A 15933-nucleotide genomic window follows, 5' to 3' on the forward strand; every position below is an offset into this window, starting at 1 on the left:
TTTTTTCTAATTTTATACTATCTATTTTACCATAAATTTCGTCATAATGAAAGGTTGCACAAGCTCATTTTACTTTTTACCAAAATAAAAACCCCGTCTTCACGGGGTTTTCTGTCTGTCTATATAATTGTTAATCTGGGAACTAGATCGAATTAAGCTTCGATTTCAGTAACCATACCTGAACCAACAGTACGTCCACCTTCACGGATTGAGAATGTAGTACCTTGTTCAACGGCGATTGGGTGGATCAACTCAACGTCGATAGTCACGTTATCACCAGGCATTACCATTTCAGTTCCTGCTGGAAGTTCGATAGATCCAGTCACGTCAGTTGTACGGAAGTAGAACTGTGGACGGTAGTTGTTGAAGAATGGAGTATGACGTCCACCTTCTTCTTTAGTAAGGATGTAAACTTCACCTTTGAATTTAGTGTGTGGGTTGATTGAACCTGGTTTAGCGATAACTTGTCCACGTTCGATTTCATCACGTTGGATACCACGAAGAAGCACACCAACGTTATCCCCTGCAAGACCTTCGTCAAGTTGTTTACGGAACATTTCAACACCAGTAACAACTGCTTTTTGGATTTTTTCTTTGATACCAACGATTTCGATTTCGTCGTTGACACGAACAACACCACGGTCGATACGACCTGAAGCAACTGTACCACGTCCAGTGATTGAGAATACGTCTTCGACTGGAAGAAGCAATGGTTTGTCGGTATCGCGTTCTGGTTCTGGGATGTACTCATCAACAGTATCCATCAATTCCATGATGATGTCTTCATATTTAGAGTCACCTTCAAGAGCTTTAAGAGCTGAACCTTGGATAACTGGAAGGTCATCACCTGGGAAATCGTATTCTGAAAGAAGGTCACGGATTTCCATTTCAACCAATTCAAGCAATTCTTCATCGTCAACCAAGTCAACTTTGTTCATGAAGACGATCAAGTGTTTAACACCAACCTGACGTGAAAGAAGGATGTGTTCACGTGTTTGTGGCATTGGTCCATCAGTTGAAGCTACTACAAGGATAGCTCCGTCCATTTGAGCGGCACCAGTGATCATGTTTTTAACATAGTCCGCGTGTCCTGGAGCGTCGATGTGAGCGTAGTGACGTTTAGCAGTTTCGTACTCAACGTGTGCAGTGTTGATAGTGATACCGCGTTCGCGTTCTTCTGGAGCAGCATCGATAGACGCATAGTCTTTTGGTTGGTTAACTGATGAAGGCAAGCGACGTGCCAAAACAGTTGTGATTGCTGCAGTTAGGGTAGTTTTACCGTGGTCAACGTGTCCGATTGTACCGATGTTAACGTGCGGTTTACTACGATCGTATTTTTCTTTTGCCATTTGAGTAAAAGCCTCCAATAAAATATATTTTATAGATAGACAGTAGGCAATACAGTCTAACTTTCCTTACTATTCTATCGAATTTTAGATGAAATTGCAAGCCTTTTACCTATATTTTCTTAATTATTCCTCTTCTTTTCTTTTATTTTGTCCTCTTGCTGAAAGATCCTGTTCTAGCTTTGAAAATTCTCATTTAAAATCGTCTACTCAAGCTCATTAAGCATCTTCTATCTCTTTGTTTCAGAGCAGAAAAAATCGGAACAGACGTTCCGATTTTTTTAACCTGAATTACGTAATCCTGTTGCCACCCCGTTGATGGTGATATGGATTAGCTTGTCTTGATCAGCTGATAATTGGCCGGTCCGTTGACGTCGAATCAATTCTAACTGAATATAGTTCAAGACGTTAAAGTACGGCATCCGATAATCCAAACTTTCTTTCAAATAAGGGTTTTCAGCGAGCAACTCGTCTTGTTCTTCAATCATCAAGATGATGTCCTTCGTCAATTGCCATTCATGTAAGATGATCTGATAGATATTGCGGACTTCTTCTTCCTCACACAATTGCGCGTACTCAAAAGCAATGTCCATGTTGGCTTTGGATAAGACCATGTCCACATTTGACAAGAGAGATTGGAAGAAAGGCCAGTTTTTATACATGTACCGAAGGGTTTCGATATTCTCAGGATCCTCATCGATAAATTCCTTAAAGCTAGAACCTACTCCGTACCAACCAGGGAACATCACCCGACTTTGTGACCATGAGAAGACCCATGGGATAGCACGCAAACCACCGATTTCAGTAATGGTCTTACGAGCAGCAGGACGTGAACCAATATTAAAGCTTGAAATTGCTTTGATCGGACTTGATTCAAAGAAGTAATCATAGAAGTGCTCATTTCCAAAGACCAAATCACGATAGATATCGTAACTGCGATTCACGACTTTATCCATGACTTCCCCGAAACGATCAAACATAGAGAATGGACTCTTTTGTTCGGCAATCATTCGGTTAATGGTTGCCGAAACCAGCATCTCAAGGTTGTAGTAGGCAGCATCTTTATTTCCATATTTATTGCCGATTACTTCCCCTTGCTCGGTTAAGCGGATACGGTCATTAATGGATTTCAATGGTTGAGAAGTGATGGCTTCATAAGTAGGACCTCCACCACGGCCAACAGTACCACCACGACCATGGAAGAAGGTAATCTTCACTCCAAACTCATCTCCGATAGCGGTCAATTGTTGTTGGGCTTTAAAGAGGGTCCAACAAGAAGACAAGTATCCACCATCTTTGTTGGAATCAGAGTAACCTAACATAATCTCTTGGTAGTTGTTCTTAGAAGCAATCCAACGTTTGGCAATTGGAAGAGACAAGTAACTTCTCATGGTTTCTTCTGAATGATCCAAATCTTCGATCGTTTCAAACAACGGTACGATTTGAACGCGAGCTTTTTCCGTATCGACTAAGCCCACTTCTTTCAACATCACAGCCAATTCCAACATATCTGACACACTTGTTGCATGAGAAATGATGTTTTGACGAATGACTTCTTCTCCTAAACGATCCTTCAATTCACGGGCCGTTTGGAAAATCGCCAATTCTTTTTCAAGCAGTTCAGATTTTTCAGCATGGGTTGCTGATAAAATACGTGGGTCTTCTAAAAGTTCTTTCAAGAGAACTTGACACTTTTCATCCTCTGATAAATCAGAATAGTGGTCATTAATCCCTGATGATTTCAGTAATTCTGCCACACAGGCTTCATGTACACTCGAATCCTGGCGCATATCAATAGAGGCGAGATAGAATCCAAAAACATCGATGGCTTCTAGAAGTTCTGCAAACTCACCAGAAATTAAATACTCTGATTTGTTTTCTAACAAGGAATCTTTGATCTTTTCAAGGTCTTCTTTAAATTCTTGAGCTGATGCATAAGCTGGAGACTCTTTCTCAGAAATTTTCTTTAGAGCCCCAGAAATACGATTGCCGATATAATCAGAAACTGGCCCTTGTTGATGAGCATTTGTTCCTAATAACCTCTCGACAGCATAACGATCTTCTCTAGTTTCCCCAACCATCGTCCATTCTTTTAAATTGACCAAGGTTTGAATCAATTTTGACTGGATATAGTGGAAAGCCCGACGGTAAGGTTCTTTTTCACGAAAGACAGATGTATCACTTGATAGGGCTGCCATTTCAGCTACTGCTTCACTTGTTTTAGAAAGACTCGTTGAAAGCGAGAAATGACGGTATAATTTAGAAATCTTTTCGATGTAATAGTTCAAAATGACTTCACTCTGAATAGTTGCTGAACGCTTTAAGGTCTCAGCTGTTACAAACGGATTCCCGTCCCGGTCTCCCCCAATCCACATGCCCATTGTGATCGGACGTGGTTGTTCAAGCTCTAATCCATGCTCTTTTGCCAAGCGTTTGTATTCCAACATAAGATTTGGAACAGCTTGTAAGAAAGAGCTATTGTAATATTCCATGACATTGGTGATCTCATTAGTAACCTTCAATTTTTTGTCACGAATCATATCCGTTTGCATCATGATTTCAATATTACAACGAAGGTTGTTATACCACTTATCCTCATTCATTAAACCCGCTTTAACATCCCGGTGCTGACGAAGAAGAGCATGAATATGATTGGTTAGATCCAGCATGGTTTTTCTTTGCACTTGAGTTGGATGGGCTGTTAAAACAGGTACAATATTGAGGTTTTCAAGAATTTCCTGTGCATCTTCATTTTTTGCAACTTCCTTGATCGTTGAAGAAAGTTTTCCGAGGTATTCACCATCCACGTTATTCAAATGATTGATTTCATAGGCCAAATCGACATCTTCTGAGATGTTAATCAAGAGTGGTAAAATAGCAAAATAACGTGAAATCACTGTCATTTCTTCATTTGTCAATTGTTCCACTAGTTGATTCAACTCACGATAGTTCTGTGTTTTTGATAGATCCTTCAACTGCCTAATTTTATCAAAGGTTTCCGGACGAACCAAATTTTTCGTAATATCATCTAATAAATTAGTTAAAATTTCGGCTTCTTCTTTGATAATATCTTTATTTGTGAAGTTCTCTAATTTTTGTAAGACCATTTTTTCTCCTTTTTGAATAGCCATTCAACAATTCCCTTTTAATAATAAGGTTTGATTTTACCTTTTTCTTCAAAAACCATGCCTTCTTGTTCTATCTTGGCCCGTTTTTCACTAGCATCGATATTCAAAACGAAAGCAATCGCTATGGATAAGACCCATAAGCTATTTCCCCCTTGGGATAAGAAGGGGAAGGTCACTCCTGTAGACGGAATCAAACCAGAAATACCTCCGATGTTAATGAAGGTTTGCACTAAGATCATCCCACCAATCCCAATGGCCATCATCGAATTAAAAGGATTCTTTGCTCGAATACCGACTAAAATGATCCGAAGAATTAAGAAGAATAAGAGAGCAAGAATCAAGCTAGCTCCAACAAAACCTAATTCTTCAATCACAATCGCAAACACAAAGTCTGTGTGCGCTTCTGGTAAGTAACCTTGTTTTTCAATGGAATTTCCTAGCCCCAAGCCAAACCAACCACCATTACTCATGGCATAGTAAGAATTAGCTAATTGGTGACCTGCGCCAGACAAATCATTAAAGGGGTTAAAGAAGGCACTAAAACGTTTGGCTACATAACCAAAGACTGGAATTTTAGCGACACGGTCCACACCGATGATCCATATTGAACCAAGGACAATGGACGATGCTCCAACAACTAAAGCAAGTAGTGAGGTAAACCAACGGTAGCCAACTCCACTAGCCGTAATCATGATCAAGACCGTTAAGGCCAAGATCGTCGCATTTCCCAAGTCCGGCATGATCACAACGATTCCAATCAGAATCAAGGTCAGCCAACGCCAATCGTTTAAATTTCTTGGAATCCATTCATTGTGCGTCAAGGCTTGGTAATCATAATCACGGATTTCATCTTGTCGTTTAGAAAAAATCAAGGCCAGATACCAGACTAAAATCACCTTGAGGTATTCTGCTGGCTGGATACTAAACATTCCTGCAATCGTCAACCAACCGTGAGCTCCATTGACCGTATCCGTGATAAACCTAGACAAGATCAACAAAATCACCTCAATAAAGATGACAAAAGCTAATACTTTTTTATTTCGCAGGAAGTCTAGGCTAAATTTATAAATCAAGGCAATGGTTAGGAGACTAAAGATGAAGAAGAGCCCCTGTGTCCGTACCATTCGAATCGAACTCACTCCACTTTGAATTGCCAAGGCACTTGTTGTCGAATAGACTACAATCAAACCAATAATAGATAAAATCAAATAGGGAATGAGGATGGAATAATTTAAAAGATGTCTTTTTTCAATTTTCATAATTCACCATATTCCTAATGTTCAACCTACATTATATCATTTTTAAGAAGCAAAACCAAGGAAATGCTAGAAAAGATTCGGCTTCTTCCCCATTTTCAAGAAATATTCTAATGATTCTTCTTATTTTCATATATTTTTATCCTTTTTTGATGAAAAGATTCCTTTTTTTTGAAAACAATGGCTGAAATCGTGATCTTTTAAGCATTAAGTTTTGCCTTTTCGTTTTATTTACGGTAAAATGATTTTGTATGAGAAAAAGGATAAAACCCGTTGTTCTCTTAGTCTTTTTTATCGGTTTCATTTCTTTTCTCGTTCTTTCACGAACGATTGCTGATATGCAAGCAAGAGAGCAACAAGAAACAACACAAACGATTCCGAACTCCAATACACCTCGAAAAACAACCACTGCAAGCTCTTCTTCTAAAAAAGAAGACATCAATCCAGAACTAGTTGGCCGCCCGATCATTGATATCTCAGGCTGGCAATTGCCAAGCGAAATTGATTACGATATCCTCTCCAGAAATGTAGGTGGTGTGATCGTTCGTGTCCATAGCGGGGCTCAAGCTAAAAAGGAAAATGCGGCAACCTACTTAAATGGTCTGGATAAATCTTATAAAACCCATATCCAAGAATTCCAAAAACGAAATATCCCTGTCGCAGTCTATGCTTATGTCGCTGCTAAGGATAAAAAAGAAATGGAAAAAGAAGCAGAAGAATTTTACAAGGCTGCTTCTCCTTACAAACCGACTTACTATTGGTTAGACGTTGAGGAAAAAACCATGAAGGATATGAACGCAGGTGTTGAAGCTTTCCGAGCAAAACTACAAGCTTTGGGTGCAAAAAATATTGGACTCTATATCGGAACCTACTTCATGGAAGAACATAGTATCTCCACTGATAAATTTACGGCTCTTTGGATTCCTACTTATGGATTTGATGATGGCTACTATAATGCCGCGCCAGATACCAACACGGAATACGACTTGCATCAATATACCTCTCAAGGGCAATTAAATGGATTCTCACACTACTTGGATCTCAACCAAATTGCTCCGACGCAAGACCAAGAAGCGATTTATCGGAAACTATTCAAGGTACAAAAAGATGGCTCTTCCTCATAGCCTTAAAACAGCAGATCAAGTGATCTTCACTTTTTCTGCTGTTTTCTATTTTTAAGGAGAAGGCAATATTGTCGCTATTATATGTTATAATGGTCTAGTGAAATCTGATTTTGTAGAGAAAAAGAGAAAAGGAGAAAGCCGTGGCAAAAAAAAATAAAGTGAAAAAAACCTTGGTCGAGCAGATCTTGACGAAAGCAAAAATTGAGCACATAGGCTTACAAATCAACGCTTTAGAAGGGATCTTACCAGAAGGAATTGATCGCTCTACTATTTTCAAAACCCTAGCTCTCAAAGGGGATAAAACGGGTCCCGTGATTGGGATCATTCCTATTACAGAGCATTTATCAGAAAAAAAGTTAGCCAAATTATCGGGGAATAAGAAAGTGGCTATGATTCCTCAGAAAGATCTTGAAAAAACAACGGGTTATATTCATGGTGCCAATAATCCGGTGGGCATTCATCAAAAGCATTCTTTTCCTATCTTTATTGATAAATCAGCCCTTCAGTTAGAAACCATGATCGTATCTGCTGGGGAAATTGGCCATAGTATTCAAATCAAACCACAACTTCTAGCAGACTTCGTCAAGGCGACTTTTGCTGATATTTTGGAATAAAGATGGAGAAGGAGACAAGATCGTGAAACTATATTTTATTCGACACGGACGGACAGAATGGAATGAAGAGGGACGTTTTCAAGGATCAAATGGCGATTCTCCGTTGTTGCCAGCCTCCATTCATCAGCTTGAAAAATTAGGAAAGCATCTAGCTACTGTTCCTTTTGATGCAGTCTTTGCAAGTGATCTGCCACGGGCAGTCCATACCGCACAGATCATCCTCGATCAATTGGAGATACCTCTAAAATTACAAGTAACATCTGCTCTTCGTGAGTGGAATTTGGGAAAACTAGAAGGAGCTAAAATTTCTACCATTTCGGCTATCTATCCCCAACAAATGGCTGCGTTTCGGCATAACTTAGCATGCTTTCAAAATGAAATCTTTGATGCAGAATCTGTCTATGAAACGACCAAACGTACCTGTGATTTTGTAAAAAACTTGAACGGAAAAGAGCTCGATACCGTTCTCATCGTTGGACACGGAGCTAATTTGACAGCTTCTATTCGAACCTTGCTTGGTTATGAAACAGGAGAACTCCGCAAAAATGGCGGACTAGACAATGCCAGCGTGACGATTTTGACAACAGATGATTTTGAGCACTATCACTTAGACACTTGGAACGACACTTCTTATATGGAAGACTAAAAAACACTGATCTTGCGATCAGTGTTTCTTTTAGCTTATTTCATAGTTGGGAAGAGAAGGACGTCGCGAATTGTTGTTACATTTGTCAACAACATAACGAGACGGTCAATACCAATTCCAAGTCCACCTGTTGGTGGCATACCATATTCAAGGGCTTCAACATAGTCATAATCGATGCCTGTAGCTTCGTCATCTCCCAATTCTTTGGCACGCGCTTGCGCTTCAAACCGTTGCAATTGATCGATTGGATCATTCAATTCCGTGAAGGCATTGGCATACTCTTTGGTCATGATGAAGAGTTCGAAACGGTCAGTGAAGCGTGGATCTTCTGGATTTTTCTTAGCCAATGGAGATACTGCTACTGGGTGACCGTAAACAAATGTTGGTTGCGTCAAGGTTTCTTCAACGAATTCTTCGAAGAAGGCATTGATAATTTGTCCCACCTCTGTGTAGTGTTTTTCAACCGGTACATGTTTTTCGTTTGCAAGTGCTACAGCTTCTTCAAAGGTCATGTCTTGCCAGAAGTCAACACCTGTGATTTCTTTGATCGCATCAACCATGTGAACCCGTTTGAATGGTTCGTTGATTTTGATTTCTGTTCCTTGATAGTCAATTGGACCATCACCATGGACCGCTTTCGCAGCATGTTGGATAATGCCTTCTGTTAAGTCCATGATATCGTGGAAGTCAGCGTAAGCTTGGTAGACTTCTATCGAAGTAAATTCAGGGTTGTGAGTAGCATCCATTCCTTCGTTACGGAAGATCCGTCCGATTTCATAAACGCGTTCCATCCCACCAACAATCAAACGTTTCAAGTGGAGCTCAGTCGCGATACGAAGCACCATGTCAATGTTTTGTGCATTGTGATGAGTGATAAATGGTTTGGCAGCCGCACCCCCAGCTTCATTGTGAAGCACTGGTGTTTCCACTTCAAGGAATCCTTGACCATCTAAATAACGACGGATTTCAGAGATGATTTTTGAACGGGTTACAAAGCGTTCAAAGCTTTCACGGTTTGAAATCAAATCCAAATAACGTTTACGATAGATGGTTTCAACGTCTGAAAGTCCGTGGAATTTTTCAGGCAAAGGACGAAGGGCTTTTGACAAGTGAGTGATATGAGTTGCTTTAATCGAAAGTTCACCCATGTCTGTGCGCATGATTTCCCCTTCAACACCAAGGAAATCACCAAGGTCTGCTTTTTTGAAGATCTCGTAGTTTTCTTCTCCAACTGCATCCTTACGAACGTAGATCTGAATTTGACCTTCACGGTCTTGAAGATGGGCAAAGCCAACCTTTCCTTTTCCACGTTTGGTTACGAGACGACCGGCAATAATAGCTGTTTCGTTCAAGTCGTGGAGTTGTTCTTTATCTAATTCTGAATATTTTTCTTTTAATTGACCTGAATTTGCAGTGCGTTCGAATCGTTTTCCAAATGGATCGATTCCTTGTTCACGAAGGGCCGCCATTTTCTCACGACGGACAATCTGCTGGTCATTTAATTCTTCCATATGTTCAGTAGTCATTTGGAACCTCCTAAGTTATTCTCCCCTATTCTATCATATTTAGAGCAGAAATTCACTAATATTTACCAATTAAACAAAAATATAATGGAAGAAAAAATGCAGCTTCTTGAATGAATACTCAAAAATATCTGAAGACCGTTGTTGACTACCTAAATAGCTTGATCTGTATAAGACGAGATGATTGAAAAGGTTTCGACAAGCTATTCCACAACAGCATCAAAAAGGAGCGTGGAGAATCTTGAACCATTCATCCTGACACGCTCCTATTTTTTTATTCATAACGCAGTGCTTCGATAGGATTTAACTTAGAAGCCTTATTAGCTGGTAAAATTCCAAAGATAATGCCTACAAAAGCAGAGAAAATAATGCTACCGATTGCGACATTTAAGGAAATAATCGGTGGTCCTTCTAAGGAGGCTGCTGCGAGTGTAGTAATCAAGCTATTCACACCATAAGCAAGGCCAAGTCCAATCAGACCTCCAATGATGGTCAAAACCATCGACTCAATCAAAAATTGAACCAAAATCTTACCCCGAGTTGCTCCCAATGCTTTGCGAAGACCAATTTCTCTCGTCCGCTCGGTGACAGAAACCAACATGATATTCATGACTCCAATCCCACCAACTAAGAGGGAAATCCCTGCAATGGCACCAATCACTGTCGTCATAATTCCCACTACTTTGTTGGTTTCCTCTAGGATACTATCCAAATTAAAGATTTGAAATTCTCCTTGGCGAACACCTGAAAGTTCTGTTAACTTTTGAGCAGCCTCAATCCCAACGGTTTTAATCTGCTTCACATTCGGCACATGGACGACAATATTTTGAATTTCATCCGTTCCGAATTCAGAGGCCAGCTGAGTATTTGCCATCAAGGCACTGCCACCTGAAGAAGCTCCATAGAGGGCTGTCCCTGCATTTGGATCCTTGAAAATACCAACGACGCGATAATTGTTGTCCCCAACAGAGACCACCTGATTCAGTGGATTCTCCGTTCCAAATAATTGTTGAGCTAAGCCTTCATCCAGAAGCACCACCCGTGAAAAATTACTATAGTCTGAAGGGGTTAATTTTCGTCCAGATAAGAGCTCAACCTTTTTGACAGAAAAATAGGTTTCATTTACCCCTTGGATGTTTACCCCTTCTGCTTTTTTATTTTGAAAAGCAATGGTTGCATTGGAGGTATTGCCAACATAGTAACCATCAATTCCTTGAATCTTGGTTAATTCCTTAACCCAAGATTCTTGCACAACTGGTGGTGCTTCTTGAACTTGACCATCAATATCTTCAGCGTTTTCCCCATCGATATCCGATGGAGCAGCCATCCCTCGGTCTTCAGCTGCAGGGCCACTTTCGCCTCCGCCTTCTCCCGTATCTTCAGAAGGGCCAATATTGATTCCTGTCACATAGCCACTCTTGTTGGGAGAATAAGAGATTTGTACATACTCTTGGTCCTTGGTAAAAGTCTTGGTGACACCAGCTTTCATACCATCTCCAAGTGCCATGATGACAACGACAGAAGCAACCCCAATAATGATCCCTACCATGGTCAAGAAAGACCGTAATTTATGACTCAGAATCGAGCTGATCGCAAATTTCCAATTTTGCATTAGGTCCCCCTTTCCAGCTTGCTATCTGAGGAGATCACTCCATCACGAATAACGATGCGACGATGCGCAAAGGCTGCAATTTCTGGCTCGTGTGTAACCATGATAATGGTTTTTCCTTCTTGATTTAGCTTGGTTAATAAGTCCATTATTTGCTCCCCCGTCTTAGTGTCTAGGGCTCCAGTCGGCTCATCCGCTAAGACGATGGCTGGCTGATTGACAAGAGCTCGAGCAATCGCAACCCGCTGTTTTTGACCCCCTGAGAGCTCTGAAGGCAAATGGTGCATGCGAGAATGGAGCTCCACCTTTTCAATGTACTGCTCAGCTAATTCCTTCCGTTTAGCAGGATGAACTCCTGCATAAATGAGAGGTAGTTCTACATTTTGAAAAGCATTGAGCTTGGAAAGAAGGAAGAATTGTTGAAAGACAAAACCGATCTGTTCATTTCGAACACGTGCTAATTTTTTCTCACTAAGATTTCCAACTTCCTGTCCTTCTAGAAAATACTCTCCACTGGTCGGCCGATCCAACAAGCCAATGACGTTCATCAAGGTTGATTTCCCTGAGCCAGATGGGCCCATAATGGCTACAAACTCACCCTCTTCGACTTCTAAATCGATATCTTTTAAGACACGAAGTTCCTGATCCCCATTTTTATAGGTTTTATTGATTCCTTTTAGTTCAATCAATTTTGTCATATTTTCCGATCTCTTTTCCATCTTCCAGTTTCTCATTAGGATTCACAATAACTTGAGCATCTTTCTTCAAGCCTGACAAGATTTCCTGGTTTTCAGCATCGGCGTTACCAAGCGTTACTTTTACTTTCTTAGCCTTGCCATTTTCGACCGTCCATACATAACTTGTATCCCCATCAGCCATGACACTTGTCACGGGAACAAGAGGATGTTGAGTAGAACTTTTGACTTCAATATTAACAGAAAAGCCTTGTTTGAGTTCCCCAATCTCACTGGTAATATCCACTGTGAATGGGTACTTGGCACCACCGCTTCCTTGTGTTCCACCTGCTGCATTAGCACCTGCTTGACCAGCGTCAGTCGGATAGTTGGCTACATAAGAAATTTTTCCTGTCCAAGTTTTATCCGGATAGACTTTGGAAGTGAGAATCACTTCCTGACCTTCAGAGATATTGGCCAAATTGTATTCAGACAATTCCCCTTTAACTTGTAAATTTCCGTTGCTCACAATGTGAACCAGAGTTTGGTTGGTCCCTGTAGTCGATTTTGAAACATCTTTATTGACTTCGACTACGGTACCATTTGTATTACTTTTTACGGTTGTCGCATCCAGAAGAGCCTTAGCCTTGTTCATATTATCAACCGCATCAGACAAGGCATCTCGTAAATCGCTAGCTTGAGAATCGACTGTTCGTTGGGTCTGTGAAGCTAACTTGGCATCTGCTTCTTCATCCCCTGTGGTATCAATAGTCACACCATTTGTCAGCAAATCATTTAGCTGACGATCCGCCTTATTGACAGCACGAACGGCTGCATCGTAAGCTGTTTGGGCCTCCGTACTGCTATACTGAACAATTGGCTGACCAGCCGTTACTTGATCTCCTACATTGACCAAAATCGACTGCAAATCCCCTTTGGTTCCATCAAAATAGACATACTGTTCCTGGTTGGCAGTGACCTTTCCAGTTAGCAAGACCGAAGAAGCGATCGATCCATCCTTGACCGTTTGCACCATTGGAGTTTCTTTCGTGACTGCTTGATCAGGCGTACTTGGGTGCGAAAACACCATCACACTTCCTGTTCCAATCACCGCAATTGCTACACCTGCAGCTGTAAATAGTTGCCATTTTTTCAATTTCTTCATCGTTTTTCTCCATCAAAGAAAGCGTTTTATTCTATACCATAGTATACCACATTTCCTTACTTTTCTATCTAAAATTGACACGACAAAATGAAATTTTAAAGCTTGCTAACATGCTAAACCCTTGACTTTTGTAACAGTTGATATTACAATCAAACTGAAATCCTATTTTGGAGGAAAACATGAAAGAATTTGATATTATTTCAATCGGTGGAGGTAGTGGAGGAATCGCTACGATAAACCGGGCTGGGGAGCACGGAGCTCGGGCTGCCGTCATTGAAGAAAAACAACTGGGTGGTACCTGTGTCAACAGAGGATGTGTGCCTAAAAAAATTATGTGGTATGGTGCACAAATTGCAGAAGCTATTCGCGATTATGGACCAGACTATGGATTTACTTCTGAACAAACAAGATTTGATTTTGCAACCTTAAGAAAAAATCGCGAAGCCTATATTGACCGTTCCCGTAATTCCTATGATGGCAGTTTCAAACGCAATGGGGTTGAACGAATTGAAGGACGTGCTCGTTTTGTAGATGCTCATACGGTTGAGGTCAATGGAGAAACCATTAAGGCCAAGCATATCGTAATTGCGACAGGAGCCCATCCTCATATTCCTTCTGTTCCTGGAGCTGAATTTGGCGAAACTTCTGACGATGTCTTTGCTTGGGAAGAACTGCCAAGTTCCGTTGCCATTATTGGGGCTGGCTACATCGCGGTGGAACTAGCTGGTGTGCTCCACCATTTAGGAGTCCAAACAGACCTCTTCATCCGAAAAGATCGGGTTTTACGCAGTTTTGATTCCTACATTGTCGATGGCTTAATGGAAGAAATGGAAAAACAAAACCTTCCGCTTCACAAACATAAGGTTCCCATGAAGCTTGAAAAATTAGCAGACGGTCGTGTGAAGATTTATTTTGAAGATAGGACCAGCCACGTGGCAGATCATGTTATCTGGGCAACAGGACGAAAACCAAACGTCCAGGATCTCAATCTAGAAGCTGCAGGCGTCACCTTAAATGAAAAAGGATTCATTGCAGTGGATGAATACCAGAATACAGTTATTCCAGGAATCTATGCTCTTGGGGATGTTACAGGAGAAAAAGAATTAACTCCTGTCGCTATTAAAGCTGGACGCACTCTTTCTGAACGACTATTCAATGGAAAAGTCAATTTCAAAATGGATTATACAAACATCCCAACCGTTGTATTTTCACACCCTGCTATCGGAACCGTTGGCTTAACAGAGGAAGAAGCCCAGCAAACTTATGGTAAAGAGAATATCAAAGTCTATACTTCTCAATTTGCTTCCATGTACACTGCTGTAACCCAACACCGCCAGCAAGCAAAATTCAAACTCATCACTGCTGGTCCCGAGGAAAGGGTCGTTGGCCTTCATGGTCTTGGCTACGGAGTCGATGAAATGATCCAAGGATTTGCAGTTGCTATCAAGATGGGAGCGACAAAAGCCGATTTCGATGCAACTGTCGCCATTCACCCAACCGGATCTGAAGAATTTGTGACAATGAGATAAAACATAAGCTTGAAGTTGTTACACTTTAAGCTAAAAGGACTATTTTAATAAACAATAGTCCTTTTTCATTTATCTGATTTTTGTAAAACACTTAAAATTTCACAGATAAAACATTTTTATATTTAAAACTGTACTAATTTGTGATATAATTCACTTTACAGGGTGTCTTTTCGAGTTTAGACTAGTAGGAGGTGAATTTTTATTGGTTGTCCTGAAAAAACAGCCTATAAATTATACATCTATTTGTAAGTCCTTTTAAAACGACATACAAATAGATTTGAATAATTGGAGACAAATTGGGAGAAGAGAATGAAAAAAATGAATCTAAGTAGACTTGTCAAAGTCTTCTTTATCGTATTTTTACCACTATTATTCATCGTATTGTCGCAATCTGATATGGTAAAAGCTGGAGATGTCAGCAACAATATTAGCTCACTAACTGTTTCGTCCGAAGAAATCACAGATGGTGGACAAACAACCGTTAAGTTTACATTTGATGAGCATGCTCAAAAAATTCAACCAGGAGATACCTTAAAAGTTAATTGGACTAGTTCTGGAACAGTCTATGGTGTCGGATTTAAAAAGACTATTCCCCTAAGCATCGACGGAACTTACGTTGGAGACATGGTCATTACAGATGGATCTGCGACAGTTACTTTCAATGAAGGCATCAAAAACCTTCAAAACATTCGAGGTTGGGGTGAGTTTGAGATTGAAGGTCATAACAATACAGCAACCGATAAGGAGCATGTTGGGAAATTCACTATTATTAGTGGAGCTAGAACAGTAGAATTAAACGTTAAGAAAATGGCTACTGGTGTTAACAGCGCTCCATTCTATCTCAAAGCGGGTGATATGCACGCGAATGATCCTGAACATATTCTTTGGACACTAACCATTAATGCTATGAAATTAGATGTAGATGGTGATGTTCGTGTTGAAGATGTCATCCAAGGTGGTCATTCACTTGTAAAAGATAGTTTTAGTATTACTACTACAGGTAACAAACCAGGATATTACGGTGGCTCAACTGCTATCGATGATTTCTTAGCAGACTTTCCTGGAGCAACTTTCACAATTGATGCAGCAGGAAAAATTACGGTTACTATTCCTCAAAACGAAATCAATAAGACTGGTGTCCTGATCTTTTACCAGACTAAAGTAGAGAATGAAAATCAAAAAAATTTCTTGAACAATACTAAAGTATGGTATCACGTTAAAGGTGAGCAAGCCGTTGTTGCCAAGGAAGTAAATGCATCTGTTGCAAATATTAATGCAAACGGTGGTGTGGATGGTGATAAGACATCAACAACTACAAC

The 15933-nt window shown here is 40.4% G+C and carries 12 protein-coding genes; 5 read left to right on the top strand and 7 right to left on the bottom strand.

The window, feature by feature from the left end:
• Nucleotides 1-152: 152 nt before the first annotated feature.
• From tuf to ftsW, 3 genes are all read right to left on the bottom strand, one after another.
• Nucleotides 153-1349 carry an elongation factor Tu gene (tuf, locus tag O3642_RS07470; protein ID WP_031574016.1) on the bottom strand — a complete coding sequence of 399 codons (1197 nt, stop codon included), beginning with the start codon at nt 1347-1349 and terminating at the stop codon, nt 153-155.
• A gap of 278 nt (nt 1350-1627) precedes the next feature.
• A complete protein-coding gene (ppc, locus tag O3642_RS07475; RefSeq protein ID WP_371605710.1) occupies nt 1628-4453 on the bottom strand; it encodes a phosphoenolpyruvate carboxylase in 2826 nt (941 codons plus the stop codon).
• Nucleotides 4454-4491: 38 nt separating this feature from the next.
• Nucleotides 4492-5733, bottom strand: a complete 1242-nt coding sequence (ftsW, locus tag O3642_RS07480) for a cell division peptidoglycan polymerase FtsW (RefSeq protein ID WP_371605711.1) — start codon at nt 5731-5733, stop codon at nt 4492-4494.
• Between the two features lie 248 nt (nt 5734-5981).
• On the opposite strand from ftsW, the gene O3642_RS07485 reads away from it, so the two are divergent.
• The 3 genes from O3642_RS07485 to O3642_RS07495 all read left to right on the top strand — a co-directional run bounded on the left by O3642_RS07485 (nt 5982) and on the right by O3642_RS07495 (nt 8114).
• Nucleotides 5982-6854 carry a GH25 family lysozyme gene (locus O3642_RS07485; RefSeq protein WP_003013514.1) on the top strand — a complete coding sequence of 291 codons (873 nt, stop codon included), beginning with the start codon at nt 5982-5984 and terminating at the stop codon, nt 6852-6854.
• 140 nt (nt 6855-6994) lie between these two features.
• Complete coding sequence (locus O3642_RS07490; protein WP_320910543.1) at nt 6995-7468, top strand: aminoacyl-tRNA deacylase; 474 nt, start codon at nt 6995-6997, stop codon at nt 7466-7468.
• Between the two features lie 22 nt (nt 7469-7490).
• A complete protein-coding gene (locus O3642_RS07495; protein ID WP_320910542.1) occupies nt 7491-8114 on the top strand; it encodes a histidine phosphatase family protein in 624 nt (207 codons plus the stop codon).
• A 35-nt stretch (nt 8115-8149) separates the two neighbouring features.
• On the opposite strand, the gene lysS is transcribed toward O3642_RS07495, so the two are convergent.
• The 4 genes from lysS to O3642_RS07515 form a co-directional block, all read right to left on the bottom strand.
• Complete coding sequence (gene lysS, locus O3642_RS07500; RefSeq protein WP_003016025.1) at nt 8150-9640, bottom strand: lysine--tRNA ligase; 1491 nt, start codon at nt 9638-9640, stop codon at nt 8150-8152.
• Nucleotides 9641-9911: 271 nt separating this feature from the next.
• Entirely contained in the window at nt 9912-11249 is a 1338-nt protein-coding gene (locus O3642_RS07505; protein ID WP_371605712.1) for an ABC transporter permease, read from the bottom strand.
• A complete protein-coding gene (locus tag O3642_RS07510) occupies nt 11249-11944 on the bottom strand; it encodes an ABC transporter ATP-binding protein (RefSeq protein ID WP_371605713.1) in 696 nt (231 codons plus the stop codon). The genes O3642_RS07505 and O3642_RS07510 overlap by 1 nt, the downstream gene beginning before the upstream one ends.
• Nucleotides 11928-13085: an efflux RND transporter periplasmic adaptor subunit gene (locus O3642_RS07515; protein ID WP_155126284.1), complete on the bottom strand. Its 1158-nt coding sequence runs from the start codon at nt 13083-13085 to the stop codon at nt 11928-11930. The genes O3642_RS07510 and O3642_RS07515 overlap by 17 nt, the downstream gene beginning before the upstream one ends.
• Nucleotides 13086-13264: 179 nt before the next feature.
• Here O3642_RS07515 and gorA point away from each other — a divergent pair, with 179 nt between their 5' ends.
• Together gorA and O3642_RS07525 are read left to right on the top strand one after the other, a co-directional pair.
• Nucleotides 13265-14614, top strand: coding sequence for a glutathione-disulfide reductase (gene gorA, locus O3642_RS07520; RefSeq protein ID WP_155126287.1), 1350 nt, complete (start codon nt 13265-13267; stop codon nt 14612-14614).
• 318 nt (nt 14615-14932) lie between these two features.
• On the top strand, nt 14933-15933 hold a 1001-nt coding region (locus O3642_RS07525; protein ID WP_371605714.1), incomplete at its 3' end, for a collagen binding domain-containing protein.

This window comes from Streptococcus sp. 27098_8_66 (assembly GCF_041431945.1).
Lineage (GTDB): Bacteria > Bacillota > Bacilli > Lactobacillales > Streptococcaceae > Streptococcus > Streptococcus dentalis.